This window comes from Streptomyces sp. RB17 (assembly GCF_009604455.1).
Classification (GTDB): domain Bacteria; phylum Actinomycetota; class Actinomycetes; order Streptomycetales; family Streptomycetaceae; genus Streptomyces.
Genome location: NZ_WEGL01000010.1, coordinates 205,774 through 225,591, shown reverse-complemented (window position 1 = coordinate 225,591; position 19,818 = coordinate 205,774). Strand labels below are relative to the sequence as shown.

20 protein-coding genes are annotated in these 19,818 nt (G+C 72.1%); 11 read left to right on the top strand and 9 right to left on the bottom strand.

Going from position 1 to position 19,818, the window contains the following annotated elements:
- Nucleotides 1-11: 11 nt before the first annotated feature.
- Entirely contained in the window at nt 12-656 is a 645-nt protein-coding gene (locus tag SRB17_RS37175) for a MerR family transcriptional regulator (RefSeq protein WP_153545323.1), read from the bottom strand.
- A gap of 82 nt (nt 657-738) precedes the next feature.
- Here SRB17_RS37175 and SRB17_RS37170 point away from each other — a divergent pair, with 82 nt between their 5' ends.
- Nucleotides 739-1,248 carry a DUF4188 domain-containing protein gene (locus tag SRB17_RS37170; RefSeq protein WP_153545321.1) on the top strand — a complete coding sequence of 170 codons (510 nt, stop codon included), beginning with the start codon at nt 739-741 and terminating at the stop codon, nt 1,246-1,248.
- 78 nt (nt 1,249-1,326) lie between these two features.
- On the opposite strand, the gene ndgR is transcribed toward SRB17_RS37170, so the two are convergent.
- Entirely contained in the window at nt 1,327-2,043 is a 717-nt protein-coding gene (gene ndgR / locus SRB17_RS37165; RefSeq protein WP_009320373.1) for an IclR family transcriptional regulator NdgR, read from the bottom strand.
- A gap of 208 nt (nt 2,044-2,251) precedes the next feature.
- Between ndgR and leuC the strand changes: the two genes are divergently transcribed.
- The 4 genes from leuC (at nt 2,252) to SRB17_RS37145 (ending at nt 5,555) form a co-directional block, all read left to right on the top strand.
- The gene (gene leuC / locus SRB17_RS37160) at nt 2,252-3,676 is read left to right on the top strand and encodes a 3-isopropylmalate dehydratase large subunit (protein ID WP_153545319.1); all 1,425 of its coding nucleotides are present in this window, start codon (nt 2,252-2,254) and stop codon (nt 3,674-3,676) included.
- A gap of 6 nt (nt 3,677-3,682) precedes the next feature.
- Entirely contained in the window at nt 3,683-4,276 is a 594-nt protein-coding gene (gene leuD / locus SRB17_RS37155; RefSeq protein WP_153545317.1) for a 3-isopropylmalate dehydratase small subunit, read from the top strand.
- Between the two features lie 264 nt (nt 4,277-4,540).
- Entirely contained in the window at nt 4,541-4,771 is a 231-nt protein-coding gene (locus SRB17_RS37150) for a hypothetical protein (protein ID WP_153545315.1), read from the top strand.
- Nucleotides 4,772-4,907: 136 nt separating this feature from the next.
- Nucleotides 4,908-5,555, top strand: coding sequence for an HU family DNA-binding protein (locus SRB17_RS37145; RefSeq protein ID WP_323377001.1), 648 nt, complete (start codon nt 4,908-4,910; stop codon nt 5,553-5,555).
- A gap of 71 nt (nt 5,556-5,626) precedes the next feature.
- Here SRB17_RS37145 and SRB17_RS37140 read toward each other — a convergent pair whose 3' ends face one another.
- Both SRB17_RS37140 and cofC read right to left on the bottom strand, forming a co-directional pair.
- The gene (locus SRB17_RS37140; RefSeq protein WP_153545313.1) at nt 5,627-5,830 is read right to left on the bottom strand and encodes a hypothetical protein; all 204 of its coding nucleotides are present in this window, start codon (nt 5,828-5,830) and stop codon (nt 5,627-5,629) included.
- 181 nt (nt 5,831-6,011) lie between these two features.
- A complete protein-coding gene (gene cofC / locus SRB17_RS37135; RefSeq protein WP_323376999.1) occupies nt 6,012-6,650 on the bottom strand; it encodes a 2-phospho-L-lactate guanylyltransferase in 639 nt (212 codons plus the stop codon).
- A gap of 153 nt (nt 6,651-6,803) precedes the next feature.
- On the opposite strand from cofC, the gene SRB17_RS37130 reads away from it, so the two are divergent.
- The 3 genes from SRB17_RS37130 to SRB17_RS37120 all read left to right on the top strand — a co-directional run bounded on the left by SRB17_RS37130 (nt 6,804) and on the right by SRB17_RS37120 (nt 9,878).
- Nucleotides 6,804-7,610, top strand: coding sequence for a lysophospholipid acyltransferase family protein (locus tag SRB17_RS37130; protein WP_323376997.1), 807 nt, complete (start codon nt 6,804-6,806; stop codon nt 7,608-7,610).
- A complete protein-coding gene (locus SRB17_RS37125; RefSeq protein WP_323376995.1) occupies nt 7,607-8,617 on the top strand; it encodes an NAD(P)H-dependent glycerol-3-phosphate dehydrogenase in 1,011 nt (336 codons plus the stop codon). Before SRB17_RS37130 ends, SRB17_RS37125 begins: the two co-directional genes overlap by 4 nt.
- A 103-nt stretch (nt 8,618-8,720) precedes the next feature.
- A complete protein-coding gene (locus SRB17_RS37120) occupies nt 8,721-9,878 on the top strand; it encodes a D-alanine--D-alanine ligase family protein (RefSeq protein WP_153545311.1) in 1,158 nt (385 codons plus the stop codon).
- 12 nt (nt 9,879-9,890) lie between these two features.
- On the opposite strand, the gene SRB17_RS37115 is transcribed toward SRB17_RS37120, so the two are convergent.
- Entirely contained in the window at nt 9,891-10,412 is a 522-nt protein-coding gene (locus SRB17_RS37115) for a DUF3515 domain-containing protein (protein WP_323376993.1), read from the bottom strand.
- A gap of 20 nt (nt 10,413-10,432) precedes the next feature.
- Entirely contained in the window at nt 10,433-10,666 is a 234-nt protein-coding gene (locus tag SRB17_RS37110; protein ID WP_003997603.1) for an Lrp/AsnC family transcriptional regulator, read from the bottom strand.
- Between the two features lie 246 nt (nt 10,667-10,912).
- On the opposite strand from SRB17_RS37110, the gene SRB17_RS37105 reads away from it, so the two are divergent.
- Together SRB17_RS37105 and thiD are read left to right on the top strand one after the other, a co-directional pair.
- Entirely contained in the window at nt 10,913-11,878 is a 966-nt protein-coding gene (locus tag SRB17_RS37105; RefSeq protein ID WP_153545309.1) for a thiamine-phosphate kinase, read from the top strand.
- The gene (gene thiD, locus SRB17_RS37100; RefSeq protein ID WP_323376991.1) at nt 11,875-12,684 is read left to right on the top strand and encodes a bifunctional hydroxymethylpyrimidine kinase/phosphomethylpyrimidine kinase; all 810 of its coding nucleotides are present in this window, start codon (nt 11,875-11,877) and stop codon (nt 12,682-12,684) included. The genes SRB17_RS37105 and thiD overlap by 4 nt, the downstream gene beginning before the upstream one ends.
- 100 nt (nt 12,685-12,784) lie before the next feature.
- On the opposite strand, the gene rpmB is transcribed toward thiD, so the two are convergent.
- Nucleotides 12,785-12,970, bottom strand: coding sequence for a 50S ribosomal protein L28 (rpmB, locus tag SRB17_RS37095; RefSeq protein WP_003993230.1), 186 nt, complete (start codon nt 12,968-12,970; stop codon nt 12,785-12,787).
- Nucleotides 12,971-13,229: 259 nt separating this feature from the next.
- Here rpmB and SRB17_RS37090 point away from each other — a divergent pair, with 259 nt between their 5' ends.
- Complete coding sequence (locus tag SRB17_RS37090) at nt 13,230-15,020, top strand: DAK2 domain-containing protein (RefSeq protein ID WP_323376988.1); 1,791 nt, start codon at nt 13,230-13,232, stop codon at nt 15,018-15,020.
- A gap of 13 nt (nt 15,021-15,033) precedes the next feature.
- Here the strand turns inward: SRB17_RS37090 and SRB17_RS37085 are convergent, their stop codons facing one another.
- Together SRB17_RS37085 and SRB17_RS37080 are read right to left on the bottom strand one after the other, a co-directional pair.
- Nucleotides 15,034-17,985: a tetratricopeptide repeat protein gene (locus SRB17_RS37085; protein WP_153545304.1), complete on the bottom strand. Its 2,952-nt coding sequence runs from the start codon at nt 17,983-17,985 to the stop codon at nt 15,034-15,036.
- Nucleotides 17,982-19,811 carry an HSP90 family protein gene (locus SRB17_RS37080; RefSeq protein ID WP_153545302.1) on the bottom strand — a complete coding sequence of 610 codons (1,830 nt, stop codon included), beginning with the start codon at nt 19,809-19,811 and terminating at the stop codon, nt 17,982-17,984. Before SRB17_RS37080 ends, SRB17_RS37085 begins: the two co-directional genes overlap by 4 nt.
- Nucleotides 19,812-19,818: the final 7 nt, after the last annotated feature.

Below are 19,818 nucleotides of genomic sequence, written 5' to 3'. Positions count from 1 at the left end.
GTATCCGGGCGCTACGCGAAACCGTAGCGGCGCGCGGACTCCTCCTCCTGGGCCAGCCGGCGCAGCGCCTGCAGTATCGGCTCGGTCAGTACGGCGCCGAGCACCGCGGTCTCCACCCTCTCCGCCTCCGACGGATGCGTCTCCACGAAGTCCAGGTCGAGTTTGGCCACCTCGTGCATCAACCTGGCGTAGGACACAAGCAGTTCGTGCCCCCATTCGTAACCGAGCCGGCGGAACGCGGCCACCGCGACCACCAGGGAGCGGTACGCGGGGGAGATCGTTGTCAGCTCCTTCGCGTTCGACCAGCCCACCCGGTCCAGCAGCTCGTCCGCCTCGCGGTGTGCCGCCCGCACGAACGCGTCGTCCTCGTCCGGCTCCGGCACCTGCGGCAGCGCCCACAGGGCCGCGCCCAGCCGGATCGTGCGGCCGAGGGAGTCGTCGTCGACGTTCCGCAGCACCTCGCGGACCGTGGCCACCGGGAGCCCGCCGACCTGGATCATCGCGCGCACCAGCCGCAGCCGGCGCAGATGCCCGTCGCCGTACTCCGCCGTCGTCGTGTTGATCTGGTGGCCCGGCGACAACAGGCCTTCGCGCAGGTAGTACTTGATCGTCGCGGTGGACACACCGCTGCGTCTGCTCAGTTCGGCCAGCCGCATGTCTTGCGCTCCTTCTTGGATAAGGGCACTATCCAATCATTGGTACTTGGATAGCGCCGCTCACCAACCAGGGGGAATGGTCATGGTGTCCCGTACGACCGCCGACGCGAAGGGCGAGGTCGTCGTCCTGCTGATCGGCATGCGCATCAACCGCTTCTGGGCGGTGCACCTGTGGCTGCCGGTCATGCTGGCGATGTTCCGCATGCTGCGGGAGCTGGCGAAGGACCCCGTGCGGGGCCTGCTCAGCCGGGTCCTGCTGACGGCGTCGCCGCGGACGTACTACATCGTGCAGTACTGGGAGTCCAAGGAGAAGCTGTACGCCTACGCGACCGCGCCCGACGCCTTCCACCACAAGGCCTGGGCGCGGCTGAACCGCAAGGAGCGGACCGGGAAGCTGCGCGGGCAGGTCGGTATCTGGCACGAGGCCTATGTCGTGCCCGAGGGGTCGTACGAGGCGATCTACGGGGACATGCCGGCGTTCGGGCTGGCCGCCGCGCACGGGCAGGTTCCGCTGGAGAGGCGGGGCCGGTACGCCAAGGACCGGTTCGCGTACCGCTCGCAGCAGGCGCCGGTGGCCGAGAAGACGGGCTGAAAGCAGGGGGATCGGGGGAGCGAGGAGGGCCTGCCGCGGCGTTGAGGCAGGCCCTCCTCGGCGTTCCCGGGTCCGGGTTCAGCCCGAGCGGCGCAGGGCCTCCGAGAGGCGGGCGGCGGCGTCGATGACCGCCTGGGCGTGCATACGGCCGGGATGGCGCGTCAGGCGCTCGATCGGGCCGGAGACGGACACCGCGGCCACCACGCGGTTGGAGGGGCCGCGCACCGGCGCGGAGACGGACGCGACGCCCGGCTCGCGCTCGCCGATGGACTGGGCCCAGCCGCGCCGCCGTACGCCCGACAGGGCCGTCGCCGTGAAGCGGGCGCCCTGCAGGCCGCGGTGCAGGCGCTCGGGCTCCTCCCAGGCCATCAGGATCTGCGCCGAGGAGCCGGCCTTCATCGTGAGCGTGGAGCCGACCGGGACGGTGTCCCTGAGGCCGGACAGGCGCTCCGCCGCGGCCACACAGATCCGCATGTCACCCTGGCGTCGGTAGAGCTGTGCACTCTCGCCGGTGACATCGCGGAGGTGGGTGAGCACGGGGCCCGCCGTCGCGAGCAGGCGGTCCTCGCCGGCCGCCGCCGCCAGTTCCGCGAGACGCGGGCCGAGAATGAAACGGCCCTGCATGTCGCGTGCCACCATGCGGTGGTGTTCCAAGGCCACGGCCAGGCGGTGAGCCGTGGGTCGTGCCAGTCCGGTCGCGCCGACGAGACCCGCGAGGGTGGCCGGACCGGACTCCAGAGCGCTCAGGACGAGGGCCGCCTTGTCCAGAACGCCGACGCCGCTACTGTTGTCCATGCAACGATACTCGCGTCTCACTCTGTGAAACGCAAGTTCAATTTTCCGTGGAACGCGCCACTCTGGAATCACACAGCGGCCCGCAGACCAACGGGCCCGGCGGTGGACGCCCGGAATCACGACTTCATGGGGCCCGCACACGGGCAGCCACCGCATCCTCAAGATCTCTAGTTGGGCCGGTGGACGATTGCCGGCCGAAGGGAAAGCGATGGGTAGGACACTCGCGGAGAAGGTCTGGGACGACCATGTCGTCCGGCGCGCCGAGGGCGAGCCCGACCTCCTCTTCATCGATCTGCACCTGCTGCACGAGGTGACCAGCCCGCAGGCCTTCGACGGGCTGCGCAAGAACGGCCGCCAGGTGCGCCGCCTCGACCTCACCATCGCCACCGAGGACCACAACACCCCGACCCTCGACATCGACAAGCCCATCGCCGACCCGGTCTCCCGCGTCCAGCTGGAGACGCTGCGCAAGAACTGCGCCGAGTTCGGGGTGCGCCTGCACCCGCTGGGCGACGTCGAGCAGGGCGTCGTGCACGTCGTCGGCCCCCAGCTGGGTCTGACCCAGCCCGGTACGACCGTGGTCTGCGGTGACTCCCACACCTCCACGCACGGCGCTTTCGGCGCCCTGGCGTTCGGCATCGGCACCTCCCAGGTCGAGCACGTGCTGGCCACCCAGACGCTGCCGATGGCCCGTCCCAAGACCATGGCCATCACCGTCGAGGGCGAGCTGCCCGAGGGCGTCACCGCCAAGGACCTGATCCTGGCGATCATCGCGAAGATCGGCACCGGCGGCGGCCAGGGCTACGTCCTGGAGTACCGCGGCTCCGCCATCGAGAAGCTCTCGATGGAGGCCCGGATGACCATCTGCAACATGTCGATCGAGGCCGGCGCCCGCGCGGGCATGATCGCCCCCGACGAGACCACCTTCGAGTACCTCAAGGGCCGCCCGCACGCCCCCGAGGGCGCCGACTGGGACGCGGCCGTCGCGTACTGGAAGACGCTGAAGACGGACGACGACGCCGAGTTCGACGCCGAGGTCGTGATCGACGCCGACGCGCTGTCCCCGTTCGTCACCTGGGGCACCAACCCCGGCCAGGGCGCCCCGCTTTCGGCGTCCGTCCCCGACCCGGCTTCGTACGAAGACGCTTCGGAGCGCTTCGCCGCCGAAAAGGCCCTGGAGTACATGGGGTTGGAGGCCGGGCAGCCGCTGCGGTCCATCAAGGTGGACACCGTCTTCGTAGGCTCCTGCACCAACGGCCGCATCGAGGACCTGCGCGCCGCCGCGGACCTGCTGCGGGGTCGCAAAGTCGCCGACGGCGTACGGATGCTGGTCGTCCCGGGCTCCGCGCGCGTGGGTCTGCAGGCCGTCTCCGAGGGTCTGGACGTGGTCTTCAAGGAGGCCGGCGCCGAATGGCGGCACGCGGGCTGCTCGATGTGCCTCGGCATGAACCCCGACCAGCTGGCCCCGGGCGAGCGCTCCGCCTCCACCTCCAACCGCAACTTCGAGGGCCGGCAGGGCAAGGGCGGCCGTACGCACCTGGTGTCGCCGCAGGTCGCGGCCGCGACCGCCGTCCTGGGCCACCTGGCCTCGCCCGCCGACCTGTCCGACACCTCTGTGCCCGCTGGAGTCTGATCAGCCATGGAAGCCTTCACCACCCACACCGGCCGGGCCGTCCCGCTGCGCCGCAGCAACGTCGACACCGACCAGATCATCCCTGCTCACTGGCTCAAGAAGGTCACGCGGGACGGGTTCGAGGACGGGCTGTTCGAGGCCTGGCGCAAGGACCCCGAGTTCGTCCTCAACCGCCCCGAGCGGCAGGGCGCGACCGTCCTGGTCGCCGGCCCCGACTTCGGCACCGGCTCCTCCCGCGAGCACGCAGTCTGGGCGCTGCAGAACTACGGCTTCAAGGCCGTGATCTCCTCCCGCTTCGCGGACATCTTCCGGGGCAACTCGCTGAAGAACGGCCTGCTCACGGTCGTCCTGGACCAGAAGATCGTGGACGCGCTGTGGGAGCTCACGGAACAGGACCCCACTGCTGAGGTCACTGTGGACCTTGAGGCGCGTGAGGTTCGCGCCGAGGGCATCACCGCCTCCTTCGAGCTGGACGAGAACTCCCGCTGGCGGCTGCTGAACGGCCTCGACGACATCTCCATCACGCTCCGGAACGAGCCCGACATCGCCGCGTACGAGGCGAAGCGGCCGTCGTACAAGCCGCGAACGCTCCAGGCCTGATCCAGACCCCCGTTTGGGTCGTGTTTCGGCCACCCCAACACCCCGCCCGTACCCCCGATCGCCACGATCGGGGGTACGGCCGTGTCTGCACCCGAACGGCCCCGTGAGCTTCTCGCTTCACGCTCAACTCGCCACGTTACGAAGGCGGTTGCCTGGGTACGTGAGTGCTGGGACCGCGCCCTCCGCAAGTGCCTGGAAGGCCATTCGAGGCGGCAGTTGCCCCCTGCGCAGGCGACAACTCGCCCCAGATGGCACAATCTGTGCATGGAACACGACGGCCAACTCCAGCTCTACACGGCGGTCGCGGACCAACTCAAGGAAGCGCATGCAAAGGTGCGCGCACTGCAAGTCCCGGAGGGCGTACGGATGGCGCTGACCCGGAAGCTGCTGGTCATTACGGCCGCGGCCAAGCACGATCTCGCCGCTGCGGCAAGGCGGCTCGAGCGGTTCAACGCGGACCTCGACCAGGGTCGTATCCCCGGCGAGGACGACTGAACAGCCCGAGAGCGCCGAGTCGGTTGCGGCACAAGGGTGATTAGCCCGTTTCGTGTTTGATTTGCGGTATATATCTGCCTAACGTGCGAAAAAGCTTGAACACTTTCGTTCTGGCGATGTCTCCGAAGGGGAAGACGTGAACAAGGCGCAGCTCGTAGAAGCGATTGCCGACAAGGTGGGCGGCCGCCAGCAGGCCGCCGAGGCTGTCGATCATGTCCTGGACGCCATCGTCCGCGCGGTCGTCGCGGGCGAGCGGGTCTCGGTCACCGGCTTCGGGTCCTTCGAGAAGGTGGACCGCCCCGCCCGTTACGCCCGCAACCCTCAGACGGGCGAGCGGGTTCGGGTCAAGAAGACCTCCGTTCCGCGCTTCCGCGCCGGTCAGGGCTTCAAGGACCTGGTGAGCGGCTCGAAGAAGCTGCCGCGCGGTGGCGAGGTCGCGGTCAAGAAGGCGCCGAAGGGCAGCCTGACCGGCGGCGCCGCGGCGACGGTCAAGAAGGCCGCCGCGAAGAAGACCACCAAGGCGGCCGCGAAGAAGGTCACGGCCAAGAAGGCGGCGCCGACGAAGAAGGCGGCCGCCGCGAAGAAGACCACGGCGAAGAAGGCTCCGGCCAAGAAGACCACGGCCGCCGCCAAGACCGCCGCGGCGAAGAAGACCACCGCCAAGAAGGCGGCGGCCAAGAAGGCCCCGGCGAAGAAGGTCACCGCGAAGAAGGCCCCGGCCAAGAAGTCGTCGGCCCGCAAGACCACCGCCAAGAAGGCCACCGCACGCAAGGCGACGTCGTAGGGACGCCGAGGCACTCACGCGCCGGGCCGGACTCCCCTGAGGAGTCCGGCCCGCGGCGTGTGTAAGGGAAGTTACAGGGTTTGAAGGGTTACGAGGGTGATGCGCAGGGAGTCGCCCTGTCCCTCGGTCTCGATGCGCACGCGCTGCCCGGGGCGCAGCAGCAGCAGGCCTCCGGCGGTGAACGCGGCGGCGTCGAAGGGCACCGGGGTGCCGTCGTCGAGGAGCACCTGCCCGCTGCGGGTTTCGGCGTCGTAGGTGTATGCGGTGGCCTGCATGACGGCCAGCCTAATGTCCGCCGGTGCGGGATGCGCCGTGGGGCCGCGGCCGTCTGCGGGCTGCGGGTCCGCTGCGGCCGGTCGCGCAGTTCCCCGCGCCCCCAGGGGGTTGCAGCCGCCGCACCCGCATTCGCGCCCTGGCCGCGCCCCGAACCTCTGCTCAGCCCCAGCGCGGGTGCGCTCAGGACTCCGGGATCAGCAACCCCGCCGAAAGCGCGGCGGTGTACGGCCCCACCCCCAGCGCCAGCGCCGCGCGCAGATCGTGCCCGGTGTCCACGTCCTGCCGTACCGAATCCACCTCCGCGAGTGGGAGTTCCGCGGCTCCGGACGCGCGATGCCGGTTCCGTGAATCCAGGCCGAAAGCCGGGGTCAATTCATGATCACCCGCGGCCGCGAGCAATGTCGTCCCAACCCCCGCCGCATCCGCGAGAAACGCCCGGGGAAACTCCCCCGCCGCACCCAGGACGGCGGCAAGTTCCGCCGGACGCAACGCCGGCAGATCGGCGTTCAGGGCCGCGACCGGTGTGCGCGGGCGCATTTCCCGTACGGCGGCCGCCCCGTGCGCCAGCGCGGCGTTCAGGCCGCTCGCCGGTGTGTCCGGGAGGATCCGCGCGCCCAGCGCCGTCAGCTCGCGCGCCGCCCGCTCGTCGTCCGTGACGACCACCACATCCGCCACAGCCGTACACGACAGCGCCGCGGCCACCGTGTCCTGCGCGAACGCCAGCGCCAGCCCCGGGCGCACCCCGTCGCCCGCGGTGTCCGAGAGCCTGCTCTTGGCCCGCGACAGGGGCTTCAGGGGGATGACCAAGGTCCACTGCACCGGCGTACCGCCCCTCTCTCGTCACGATCATTGTCCCCGCGCCATCCGGCGCCGTCGGTGGCGGGGCGTACCGTGTTCTCGACAGACCGGCGGCTCGGGGCGACAATCGTGCGGCCCCCGCCGGGGTGGCAGCCCCTAGAGGAAGGTGTCCTTGTGCCCCGCCGCAGAATCGGCTTCTGGTACCGCTTCGCCGCGGTGATCTGCAAACCGCCGCTGGTGGCTCTGATCAAGCGGGACTGGCGTGGAATGGAGCACATTCCGGCCGAGGGCGGATTTATCACGGTGGTGAACCACAATTCCCACGTGGATCCCTTCGCGTATGCGCACTATCAGTACAACACCGGGCGGGTTCCGCGATTCCTGGCGAAGAGCGGACTTTTCAAGAAGGGATTCGTCGGCGCCGCCATGCGCGGAACCGGGCAGATCCCCGTCTACCGCGAGTCCACGGACGCGCTCAGCGCCTTCCGGGCCGCGATCGACGCCGTGGAGCGCGGCGAGTGCGTCGCCTTCTACCCCGAGGGCACTCTCACCCGCGACCCGAACGGCTGGCCCATGACCGGCAAGACCGGCGCCGCCCGCGTCGCCCTGCAGACCAAGTGCCCGGTCGTCCCGATCGCCCAGTGGGGCGCCAACGAACTGCTGCCGCCGTACGCCAAGAAGCCGAACCTCTTCCCGCGCAAGACCCATCACGTGCTCGCGGGCCCGCCCGTGGACCTCTCGCGCTTCTACGACAAGGAGATGACCCCGGACCTGCTCAAGGAGGCCACCGAGGTCATCATGGCGGCCATCACCCGCCGGCTGGAGGAGATCCGCGGCGAGAAGGCGCCCGAGACGCCCTACGACCCGCGCCGCGAGCGGATCGAACAGCGGCGCCGCACCAAGGCGCAGACGGCACAGACGGCACAGTCGGCACAGTCGGCGCAGACCCAGGGCAAGGAACCGGAGGGGCAGGGCAAGTGAGCAAGGCGGTCAAGGCGGCGGTCATGGGCACCGGCTCGTGGGGCACCGCCTTCGGTATGGTCCTCGCCGACGCGGGCTGCGAGGTGACCCTGTGGGCCCGTCGCCCCGAACTGGCCGAGGCCGTCAACTCGACGCGGACCAACCCCGACTACCTGCCCGGGGTCGAACTCCCGGAGAATCTCGTAGCGACCTCGGACCCGGCCGAGGCCCTGCGCGACGCGGACTTCACCGTCCTCGCCGTCCCCTCCCAGACCCTGCGCGCCAACCTCGCCGAGTGGACCCCGCTGCTCGCCCCGGACACCGTGCTCGTCTCCCTGATGAAGGGCGTCGAACTCGGCTCCGCCATGCGGATGAGCGAGGTCATCGACGACGTCGCCAAGGTCGGCTCCGACCGCATCGCGGTCGTCACCGGGCCCAACCTGGCCCGCGAGATCGCCGCCCGCATGCCGGCCGCCGCCGTCGTCGCCTGCACCGACGAGGCCGTGGCCCAGCGTCTCCAGGCCGCCTGCCACACGCCGTACTTCCGGCCGTACACGGAAACCGACGTGGTGGGCTGCGAGCTGGGCGGTGCGGTGAAGAACGTCATCGGGCTCGCCGTCGGCATCGCGGACGGCATGGGGCTCGGCGACAACGCCAAGGGCTCGCTCATCACCCGGGGCCTCGCAGAGACCGCGCGGCTCGGTGTCGTGCTCGGTGCCGACCCGCTGACCTTCTCCGGACTCGCGGGCCTCGGCGACCTGGTGGCGACCTGCTCCTCGCCGCTGTCCCGCAACCACACCTTCGGCACCAACCTCGGCAAGGGCATGACCCTGCAGGAGACCATCGCGGTCACCAAGCAGACCGCCGAGGGCGTCAAGTCCTGCGAGTCCGTGCTGGATCTGGCCCGCCGGCACGGCGTCGACATGCCCATCGCCGAGACGGTCGTCGCCATCGTCCACGAGGGCAAGTCCCCCGTGGTCGCCGTCAAGGAGCTGATGTCGCGCAGCGCCAAGCCCGAGAGGCGCTGAACCGCCTCCCGCGCGACGCTGAGCGACCGCCCGGGGGACACGGAGTCACGGCGGCCAAGTGGGCGCTGACTCGTGGGATACCACCGGGTACTCTCAACGCGATATGAGCACCGAGAACCTTCCCCAGAGCCCTGAGCAGCCGGCGCGCAAGCCGCGTGTGGCCGTCGTGTTCGGCGGGCGCAGCTCCGAACACGGGATCTCCATGGTCACCGCCGGCGCGGTCCTCAAGGCCATCGACCGGACGAAGTACGACGTCCTGCCGATCGGCATCACGCGGGAGGGCCGTTGGGTGCTCACCGCCGACGAGCCGGAGCGGATGGCCATCACCGACCGCCGCCTGCCCGCCGTCGAGGAACTGGCGGAGTCGCACGAGGGCGGCGTGGTGCTCCCCGTCGACCCCGCCAACCGCGAGGTCGTCTACAGCGAGCCCGGCTCGGTGCCCAAGGCGCTCGGCGAGGTCGACGTGGTCTTCCCGGTGCTGCACGGCCCGTACGGCGAGGACGGCACCCTGCAGGGCCTCCTGGAGCTGTCCGGGGTGCCGTACGTGGGTGCCGGTGTGCTCGCCTCGGCCGTCGGCCAGGACAAGGAGTACATGAAGCGGATCTTCACCTCCTACGGGCTCGAGGTCGGCCCGTACGTGGTGATCCGGCCGCGCGAGTGGGAACGGGACGAGTCCGCCGCCCGCAAGAAGATCATCGACTTCGCCGGCGAGCACGGCTGGCCGCTGTTCGTGAAGCCCGCGCGCGCGGGCTCGTCCATCGGCATCACCAAGGTCGACGACCTGTCCGGCCTGGACGAGGCGATCGCCACCGCGCAGGCCCACGACCCGAAGATCCTGATCGAGGCCGCCGTGCGGGGCCGCGAGATCGAGTGCGGCGTCCTGGAGTTCGAGGACGGCCCGCGCGCCTCCGTCCCGGCCGAGATCCCGCCGCCGGACGCGCACGCGTACTACGACTTCGAGGCCAAGTACATCGACTCCACGCCCGGAATCGTCCCGGCGCCGCTCACCGAGGAGCAGACCGCCGAGGTGCGGCGGCTCGCGGTCGAGGCGTTCGAGGCGGTCTCCTGCGAGGGTCTGGTCCGCGCGGACTTCTTCCTCACCGAGGACGGCGAGTTCGTGATCAACGAGATCAACACCCTGCCCGGCTTCACGCCGATCTCGATGTACCCGCAGATGTGGCAGGCCAGCGGCGTCAGCTACCCGGAGCTGATCGACCGCCTGGTGCAGGCGGCGCTGCGCCGCTCGACCGGCCTGCGCTGAGCAGCCGACGCATCACCCGCGCATGGAGGCGATCCCCTTGGGGATCGCCTTCTTCACGGCCGGGGCGAGATCCGTGAGGATCGCCGTGCCCTCCTCCTGCGCGGACATCCCCTCGGGCAGGCCGATCTGCACATAGGCCACGCGGCCCGCGGTGGTGAACCGCCAGGTGCCGTCGCCCTGCTTCTCCATCAGCCAGTCGACGCCGTTCACGCCCCCCGCGATGGCGTCCGGGTCGTCGCCCTTGGCCACCTTGGGATCGATCATCTTCGGCGGCCGTACGACACCGCAGCGCAGTATGATCGCCGAGTTTCCCCAGCCCGCCGTGTAGGCGGACCGGGGTTCGGGGTCGTTGCGGCTTCGCCCGTCGAGCTTCTGCGGCAGCGTCCGGTGCAGTTCCCGGCACACCGGCGCCGTCTTCGCGTCGGGGCTGGGAACCGCCACGGCGGCGCTGTCGTCTGCCGAGGAGCAGCCCGCGACCGCGATCAGCAGCGCGGGCGCGAGCAGGCCGAAGGGCCGGTGACCGAAGAACTTCACCGGCCAAGCGTAGACGGGGGCTACAGATGCACGACCGGACAGGTCAGGGTGCGGGTGATGCCGTCCACTTGCTGGACCTTGGCGACCACCATGCGACCGAGGTCGTCGACCGTGTCGGCCTGGGCGCGCACGATGACGTCGTACGGTCCCGTCACGTCCTCGGCCTGGATCACTCCAGGGATCTTGCTGATCGTCTCGGCGACGGTCGACGCCTTGCCGACCTCCGTCTGGATCAGGATGTACGCCTGTACCACGGAACCTCCAGGGCGGCCACGAGGATCATGTGGGGAAAAGGAACGCCACGGTATCGCGTTGCCGCTCCCCGCGGGGAGACCTGCGGGAACCGGGCTTGCGCGCCAGGGTGCAGGCACGACGGAAGTTGACGGTCGTAAGACCGTTCCGACGGTCATCCGGACCGTATCGACGGTCATCTCGACGGTATCGGGGACACTGATGACGCGCGACTGGGCACGGCATGGCAGAGAAGGGGAGCAAGCGCAATGAAGGGCACTGTTGGTGAGCTCGGGGAGTTCGGGCTCATCAGGGAGCTCACCTCCCGTCTCACCACCACCCCGGCGGTCCGGGTCGGCCCCGGCGACGACGCCGCGGTGGTCGCCGCGCCCGACCGCCGGGTGGTGGCGAGCACCGACATCCTGCTGGAGGGGCGGCACTTCCGCCGCGACTGGTCCACGGCCTACGACGTCGGCCGCAAGGCGGCGGCGCAGAACCTCGCCGACATCGCCGCGATGGGCGCCGTACCGACCGCCCTGCTGCTCGGCCTGGTCGTCCCGGCTGAACTCCCGGTCACCTGGCCCAGCGAGCTGATGGACGGCCTGCGCGACGAGTGCCAGGTCGCGGGTGCCTCCGTGGTCGGCGGTGACGTCGTACGCGGCGACACGATCATGGTGTCGATCACCGCGCTCGGCGATCTGCGCAACCAGGAGCCCGTCACGCGGGCCGGCGCCCAGCCCGGCGACCTGGTGGCCGTCACGGGCTGGCTGGGCTGGTCCGCGGCCGGTTACGCGGTCCTCTCCCGCGGTTTCCGCTCGCCGCGCGCCTTCGTGGAGGCCCACCGCCGCCCCGAGCCGCCGTACCACGCGGGTCCGGCCGCCGCCGCGCTCGGCGCGACCGCGATGTGCGACGTGAGCGACGGGCTGATCGCCGACCTCGGGCACATCGCCGAGGCCAGCAAGGTCCGCATCGACATCCGCTCGGGCGCGATCGACATCCCGACCCAGATGAACGACATCGGGCAGGCCGTCGGCGTCGACCCGCTGCAGTGGGTGCTGACCGGGGGAGAGGACCACGCGATCGTCGCGACCTTCCCGCCGGACGCCAAGCTGCCGGCCCGCTGGAAGGTCATCGGCGAGGTCCTGAACCCCTCCGCGCTGCCCCAGGTGACCGTCGACGGGGCGCCCTGGACCAGCAAGGGCGGCTGGGACCACTTCGGGGGCATCGAGTCGTGATCCCCCGTGTGCTGACCGTGGCGGGCTCCGACTCCGGGGGCGGGGCCGGGATCCAGGCCGACCTGAAGACGATGCTGGCGCTCGGCGTGCACGGGATGAGTGTGATCACGGCGGTGACCGCGCAGAACTCCCTCGGCGTGCAGGGCGCCTGGGAACTGCCCGTGGAGGCCGTGCGGGCCCAGTACCGCAGCGTCGTGGACGACATCGGCGTCCAGGCCGTGAAGACCGGCATGCTGGCCTCGGCGGAACTGGTCGAGGCGGTCGCCGAGTTGATCTCCGGCACGGACGCGCCTGCCGTGGTCGACCCGGTGGGCGTCTCCAAGCACGGCGACCCGCTGCTCGCCGCGTCCGCGCTGGACTCCGTACGGACGAAGCTGCTCCCGGTGGCCACCGTGGCGACCCCGAACCTCGACGAGGTGGCACAACTCACCGGGGTGCGGGTCGGGTCCGAGGACGATCTACGACGGGCCGCCGCGGCCGTGCTGGAGTACGGGCCGCGCTGGGCGCTGATCAAGGGCGGGCACCTGGCGGGAGACGCAGGGCGGGCGGGCGGGAACCAGGCCGTCGACCTGTTGACCGACGGCTCCGAGGAACTCTGGCTGCGGGCCCCGCGTCACGACAACCGGCACACGCACGGCACGGGCTGCACGCTGGCGTCCGCCGTCGCGTCGGGGCTGGCGAAGGGCCTGAGCGTGCCGGAGGCGGTCACGGCGGCCAAGGAGTACGTCACGGGGGCCATCGCGGCCGGGTTCGCGCTCGGGGCGGGGATCGGGCCGGTGGACCACGGCTGGCGGTTGCGCGGCTGATGTGCTTGTGGGCCTCGGGTACGGCAAAAAGCCGGTCCACCCTCAGGTGGACCGGCTTTTTGCAGCGAACCAGGCAGTGGCCGCGCGCTCAGCTGTAGCGTCAGCGCGAGACCTTGCCGGCCTTGATGCACGAGGTGCAAGCGTTCACGCGCTTCGGCGTCCCGCCGACCACAGTACGCACACGCTGGATGTTCGGGTTCCAGCGGCGGGACGTACGGCGGTGCGAGTGCGAGATGTTGTTGCCGAAGCCCGGCCCCTTGCCGCAGACGTCGCAGTTGGCAGCCACGGGTCACTCCAAAGACTTCAGATGCACTTACGGTTAATCCCGGCATGCCGGGATCGAGATCTTAAGACCTGAGATCTTGAGTGGCGTTGCCAGGGGAACGGCCCGATCAGGATCGGGCAACCGGAGCAGCATACAACGGCTGCTCCCGTACAACGAAACTACCATGGCAGCCCAGGGCCCCGCTCCCGGCCCTCTTCCGGTGGACACCGCTTCGGGGTCTACGCTGCGTCCCACGTTCAGCCAGCTCAGGGAGGCACAGGTGGCGCAGGTACCGCAGACATTCCTCGATGCTCTCGCGGTGCGCACCTGGTGCGGTCTGGCGCTCGGCGCGCTCGGCCGCGCGCGCGAGGAGATCGACGCGATCAACGTCTACCCGGTGGCCGACGGCGACACCGGGACGAACCTCTACCTCACCCTGGAATCGGCGGCCACCGCCGTGGAGGCCGTGTTCGCCGGGTACGGGACGGGCGCCGGGGAGCCCTCCCTGGCGGACGCCGTGCACGCGATGGCCCACGGGGCGCTCATCGGGGCCCGCGGCAACTCCGGGACGATCCTGGCGCAGCTGCTGCGGGGCATGGCGCAGGTGCTGGCGGACGGCGGCGAGGCGGCACACGCAGACGGCGCGGGGCTGCGGCTGGCGCTGCGGCGGGCCGCCGACGCCGCCCGGCAGGCCGTGGCCCACCCGGTCGAGGGCACGGTGCTGACCGTCGCCTCGGCCGCCGCCGAGGCCGCCGAGGAGGCCGAGGGCGACTGCGGCACGGTCGCGCGGGCGGCCTACGAGGGCGCGCGGACGGCCCTGGCGGCCACTCCCGGCCAGCTGGCCGTGCTCCGCCGGGCCGGGGTGGTCGACGCGGGCGGACGCGGGCTCGTGGCGGTGCTGGGGGCGCTGGTGGAAGCGTTCACGGGGGAGGCGGTACGGGAGGCTCCGGCGGCCCGGGAGAGCGTGGCGGCGGTGGGGGAGGGCGTGCAGGGCCCGGACGCGGTTTCCGGCGGGCACGCGCGCGGGGCCGGGGTTCGCAGCAGCGCGGGCAGCGGTGCGGACACCGATGTGCACGCGCGCGTGCACGCCGGTCCCGACGCGCACGCGCGCGTGACCGCCCCCGACGCCGACCTGTGCGCCGACGCCGGCGGGCCCGCCTACGAGGTGATCTATCTCCTGGAGGCCGGCGACACGGCCGTGGACCGGCTCCGGGAGCGCCTCGACGCGCTCGGCGACTCCCTCGTCGTGGTCGGCGGCGACGGGCTGTGGAACGTCCATGTGCACGTCGACGACGCGGGCGCCGCCGTGGAGGCGGGCGTGGAGGCCGGGCGGCCGTACCGGATCCGGATCACCCACTTCGGGCTCGGGGACGTGCACACCGGCGGCGAGCGGCCCCCGCGCGAGCGCGCCCAGCGGGCCGTCGTCGCCGTCGTACCGGGCGAGGGCCTGGCCGGGCTGTACACCGAGGCGGGCGCCACGACCGTCCTCGCGCGCCCCGGGGAGCCGCCCGCCAGCGGGGAGCTGGTACAGGCCGTACGGCGGGCCCACGCACGCGAGGTCGTCCTGCTGCCCAATGACGCCGAGCTGCGCCACACGGCCGCCGCCGCCGCCGAGCAGGCCCGCACCGAGGGCATCCGGGTGGCCCTCATCCCGACCCGCTCGGCGGTCCAGGGCATCGCCGCGCTCGCGGTGCACGCGCCGGAACGCCGGTTCGACGAGGACGTGGTGCAGATGACCGCGGCGGCGGGCGCCACCCGGTACGCCGAGGTCGTCGTCGCCGAACGCCAGTCCTGGACGACGGCCGGCATCTGCCAGGCCGGGGACGTGCTCGGGCTGATCGACGGAGACGTGGCGGTGATCGGCGCCGATGTCACCGCCATCGCCCGGACCGTCCTGGACCGCATGCTCCAGGCCGGTGGCGAGCTGGTCACCCTGGTCGTCGGCGACGGGGCCCCCGAGACCGTCGCCGAGCACCTGGAGGCCCAGGTACGGGAGTCCTACCTCGCCGTGGACACCGTCGTGTACCGGGGCGGCCGGCAGGGGACCCTGTTGCTCATCGGCGTGGAGTGAGCGGGCGCGGGACTCACCGCTCTGCTTCGAGCAGCCGGCCGGCCTCCGCCCGTCGCGCCTGTACGGTCTCGTCCGCGTCGTCGGCGTCCTCGTAGGCCGCGAGCACGGCACGCGCGCGTGCCGCCGCCCGGGCGGGCCGGCCGAGGTCGGCCTCCAGCCATCCGGCGGCGAGTTGGGCACCGGCACGGTCGTGCAGTGCGTCCGCGCCGAGCGTGCCGAACAAGGCGGCCGCCCGGTCCATCTGGACCAGCGCCGCCTCGAACACGGCCTGGATCACACTGTCTTCGACCTCTTCAACCTCTTCGCTCTCTCCGTCCTCCGTGGCTTCCCCCTCGCTCGCCGAGCGGGCCAGCAGGTCGCCGAACTGCCGGTGTGTGTGAGCGAGTTCGTCCGTGAGCTGTTCCCGGGACACCGGGTCGGCCGCGCCGTCCAGCGCCCGCTCGCACGCGCGCACCGCCTCCGCCATCAGCTCCCGCGCACGCTCCGCCCCGCCCTGCCCGCGCAGCGCCAGCCAGCCGCGGGCGCGCAGCGAGCGGACGAGGAAGGCCGGATTGTCCAGCCCGCGCCACAGTTCACCCGCCCGCGCGTAGGCCCGGTCGGCCTCCTCCAGCAGACCGGCCCTGCTCAGCGACTCGGCGGCGAGATGGGCGAGCGTGGCGTGGTCCTGCTGCTCGGGCCAGTGCCGGGCGATGTCGGCCGCCCGCAGCCGGTGTCCGGCGGCCGCGCGGTGGTCGCCCAGCTCGCTCAGGCAGTCACCGAGCCACCACTGCGCCTGTACGACGGCCCCGTCCCCGTGCGTCTCGGCGGACAGGTCGGCCAGCGCCGACTCCAGCACCTCGGCGGCCTCGGCGTACCGCCCCTGCCGCAGCAGGAACCCGCCCAGCTGCTGCCGCGCCCAGGCGCCCAGCGTGCCGCTCTCGCCCGCCTCGTCGCCCCAGTGCGCGGCCTCCAGGGCGTGTTCGGCGGCCTCGACGACCTCGCCCCGGGCGCCGACGACCTCGGCGAGCTGCAGATGCAGCTGGGCCCGCCCGACCGGCTCCACGTACGGCCCGCCGTGCGCCAGCGCGTCCCGCAACGCCCGCTCCGCTTCGGCCGGCTCACCGGCCTGGTGGGCCAGCGCGGCGACCTGCACCTCGTACTCCACGGCGAACCACGGCAGCCCGGCGCTCACATACGCGTCGGCCGCCTGCCGGAACAGTTCCGCGGCCCGCCCGGCGTCCCCACGCAGTCCCGCCAGCTCGGCGAGCATCCCCCGCGCCTCCGCGGCCCGCGCGGCCGGCCGCACATCGTCGCCGGTATGCCCGCCGACCAGCGCCAGTACCTCACGCACGGCCTGCTCGGCCCGCGCGATCGTCTCCGGGGCGGCCTCCTGCGCGGATCCTTCGTGCACGCACCGCATCAGGATCCGCGCCCGGCTCATCACCACCGACGCCGCCTGCCGTACGCCGGTGGCCTCCTCGGCGTACAACGCCAGGGCCTCGTCGTACAGGGCGGTGACCGTCTCCAGGGCCGCGTCCACCTCGCCCGTCAGGGCGCGGACGTACGCTCCACGCGCGCGTGCCGCCAGGGCCTCGCCGGGGTCGCCGGCCTCCGCGTACAGGGCCGCTGCCTGCTCGAACAGCTCGATGCCTTCGGGGCCGCGGGCCATCGCCTCGTGGTCGGCGATCTCCGCGCGGTCGCGCGGCTCCAGTTCCGTACCGCGCGCGGCGCGCGCGGCCGCCGCCCAGGCCTCCAGGGCGTGCGGCTGCAGGGTGTCCGACAGCCGTCGTGCCTCGGCGAGCAGGGCCGCCAGGTCGGGCTCGCCGGCCGCCTCCGGCGGCGGGGGCGCGGCCACCGGGGCCGGCGCTGGGCGCACCGTGCGCACGCCCAGCGGCAGACGGTCCACCAGCGGCCGCTGGGCCATACGTGCGCGTGCCCGGTCGCCGACGTGCGACGTGCCGTTGCGCCGGTCGAACCGCCCGGCCAGGTCGAGCGTCTCCACGCGCGCGTGAGCGGCGAGTTCGCCCGCCGTCCAGGACCGCCCGGCCGGCCCCGGCACCCGCTGTCCGCCGAGCCCCAGCTCGGTCAGCCGGTCCATCAGCAGCGTCACCACGGCCATGAACTCCAGCCGGCTGCGCGGATGCCCGGTGTCCGTGAAGTACGCCGGCCGCTCCGCGAGCAGTTCCAGGGCGCGCGCCTCGTTCCCGGTCAGCGCGCAGAACTCCACATGGTCGGCGTACGCGCCGCGCATCGACTCCATCGGGCGTACGAGGCGGAAGCCCCGCAGGTGGTGCGCGCGGGCCTCGTCCAGCCGGCCAAGTCGCAGCAGCGGGGACAGCGAGGAGGCCAGCACGGTGTGCGGTTCGTGCGCGCACGCGAACTCGCCCTCCAGCACCGGACGCCACAGCAGCAGCGCCTCCGCGTCCCGCCCCCGCTCGACCTGCCACCAGCCCTGCCCGTGCAGCTCGCAGGCGTGGCAGTCGGCCATCTCGTCGCGGTCCGCCGCCAGCCAGGCCGCGTACGCCCGCTTCGCGCGCGGGACGTCACCGACATGCGCGGCCACGCTGAACTCGGCGCTGCGCACCGCCCGTTCGGAGTGCCCGGCGAGCCGGTAGCGGTGCGCCATCTCGCCGAGCCACTTCTCGATCGAGGCGAGCGGGACGTGCGGCTGGTCCAGCATGCCCGCCGACATCCACTTGAAGACCCAGTGCAGGGAGTGCGTCTCGTACGCGTCGAAGTCCTCGGGCCGTTCGTCCCACATGCGCAGCAGCCGCGCGAACGGGACGAACATCTTGTCCTTCTCGGAGCTGTAGTTGTAGACCTTCAGCTGGTGCCCGAGCGCCTCGATGACGGCCAGCGGGACGCCGAGGCCCTCCGCCTCGGCCAGCAGCCGCTCCGCGCGCGCGTTGCGGGCCGGGCCCTCCGGCTGCTCGGAGTTCTCCGCCATGGCCCGGCGCAGCGCGTCGAAGTCCGCGATCTCACTCATCGTCCGTCACCCTCCCCGTGGGTCGCCCACTCCAGCAGGCCCAGGAACGCCCGGTTCAGCAGCGCCGAGTCGGCCGGCCTCAGCGGGCGCTGCGCCATCAGCAGGGCCTGCCCGTACAGCGACTCGGTGGCGGTGCCGATCAGTTCCACGTCCTCGAGCGAACCGATGCGCCGCACCAGCGGGTTGAGATGGTTGAGCACCAGACGCGCGCGCGGTGCGCCGCCGCGCAGCGAGCCGAGGATGCCCGCCCACAGGTCGTCGGCCTGCTCCTCGGCCGCCGCACGGGCCTGCTCGTGCCGCGCGCCCCGGTCGTCCAGGTGCAGCGCGGGCACGGACAGGGGGTGGAAGGCGCGCAGGACGACATCACAGCCCAGCGGGTCCAGCTTCGCCCGCGCCGCCGCCAGGAAGCCGGACAGGGCCAGTTCCTCGCCCGGGTCGACCGCGTCCAGGTGCGCCGTCACGGTCTCCGCGTCCAGCTCGGCGACCACCGTCCCCGGCCGCACCGACGGCAGCGCCTCGACCAGGTCGCCGTCGTACGTGTAACCGCCGTTGACCACCCCGACGCCCTGCGCGGAGGCGATCGGCGCGACCTGCCGGTACTCCTCGACGGTGCGCGTGAAGTGCACCACCGGGTGCCGCTGCGCGAACTCCTCCAGCGACAGCTGCCCGTCGGTCGTCTCGAACGGCAGCCAGGGCAGCATCGTGCGCAGCATGCCGTGGTCGTGCCGGGCCAGGGACTTCACCCCCAGGTGGTGCACGGCGAGAAAGGCCGTCAGCCGCTCCGGATCACCGGCGGCGAGCCCCGTGAGCCACGAGCGGATCCTCTCCCCGAGCGCCTCCCGCACGGCGGCCAGCGTCTCGTCCTCGTACAGCGACTCGCGCGAGGCCGTCGGCCGCAGGCTGTCGGTGTCCAGCACACAGCGCACGAAGAACGCCCAGTCGGGCAGCAGCTGTTCGGCCCGCTCGGTCAGCAGCATGCCCTTCAGATGCACCCGGTGGCTCGCCCGCTGGGCGGGGCTCACCGCCGCCGGCAGCACGTACGCCACCCCGCGGATCCCGGCCAGCGGCACGTCCAGGTCGATCGAGTCCAGCGGCGTGAACCCGAACAGCGCGTGACAGTGCCGGGCCAGCGCCACCCTTCTGCTCGCAGGGCTCGGATACGGCCGGTCCCAGGGCGCGGGCAGCTCGGTGACCGGCTCCTCGCCCACCCGGACGTCGTACGGCAGCAGCGCACCGAAGTCCCGGGCCAGGGTCAGGACCCGTTCCGGCGCCAGCCACTCGGCCGCCCCGGGCCGCGCGGTCAGGTGGACGGTCGTACCGGGCTCGGGCCGCGCGGAGCCGGGCAGGGTCCGCACGGTGTACGAGCCGTCGTCACGCGCCGTCCACTCCACCGGCGGCGCGCCGGGCGTACGGGAGCTGCGGCTGACCACCCGGATCCGCTCGGCGACCACGAAGCAGGCGAGCAGGCCGATGCCGAACTGGCCGAGGAAGTCCGAACGCGCCTCCTGCAGGCCCTCGGCCCGCTTGGAGCTGCGCCCGATGGTGGCGAGCAGGCTGTGCACGTCCGACTCGGTGAGCCCGACGCCGGTGTCCTCCACCCGCAGGCTCCCGCCGTCGGCGTACAGCCGCACCCGGGCCGGGGCGCCGGGCTCCGCGTCGCGCCGGGCCGTGATGGCGTCGACGGCGTTCTGCAGCAGCTCGCGCAGATAGACCTTGGGGCTGGAATAGAGGTGATGGGAGAGCAGGTCCACCAGACCGCGCAGGTCGACCTGGAACGTATGGGGTGGGAGGGAACCCTGGGATGACTGTGAGCTCTGGTAGTCCATCGTCGCA

Bases quoted from the DNA above. Each gene is read 5' to 3' on its own strand.
- SRB17_RS37120 (WP_153545311.1), top strand. From the start codon at position 8,721: ATGAGCACCGAGAACCTTCCCCAGAGCCCTGAGCAGCCGGCGCGCAAG.
- SRB17_RS37140 (WP_153545313.1), bottom strand. From the start codon at position 5,830: ATGCAGGCCACCGCATACACCTACGACGCCGAAACCCGCAGCGGGCAG.
- ndgR (WP_009320373.1), bottom strand. From the start codon at position 2,043: ATGGACAACAGTAGCGGCGTCGGCGTTCTGGACAAGGCGGCCCTCGTC.
- leuC (WP_153545319.1), top strand. From the start codon at position 2,252: ATGGGTAGGACACTCGCGGAGAAGGTCTGGGACGACCATGTCGTCCGG.
- leuD (WP_153545317.1), top strand. From the start codon at position 3,683: ATGGAAGCCTTCACCACCCACACCGGCCGGGCCGTCCCGCTGCGCCGC.
- SRB17_RS37080 (WP_153545302.1), bottom strand. From the start codon at position 19,811: ATGGACTACCAGAGCTCACAGTCATCCCAGGGTTCCCTCCCACCCCAT.
- SRB17_RS37085 (WP_153545304.1), bottom strand. From the start codon at position 17,985: ATGAGTGAGATCGCGGACTTCGACGCGCTGCGCCGGGCCATGGCGGAG.
- SRB17_RS37105 (WP_153545309.1), top strand. From the start codon at position 10,913: ATGAAGGGCACTGTTGGTGAGCTCGGGGAGTTCGGGCTCATCAGGGAG.
- SRB17_RS37175 (WP_153545323.1), bottom strand. From the start codon at position 656: ATGCGGCTGGCCGAACTGAGCAGACGCAGCGGTGTGTCCACCGCGACG.
- SRB17_RS37150 (WP_153545315.1), top strand. From the start codon at position 4,541: ATGGAACACGACGGCCAACTCCAGCTCTACACGGCGGTCGCGGACCAA.
- SRB17_RS37170 (WP_153545321.1), top strand. From the start codon at position 739: ATGGTGTCCCGTACGACCGCCGACGCGAAGGGCGAGGTCGTCGTCCTG.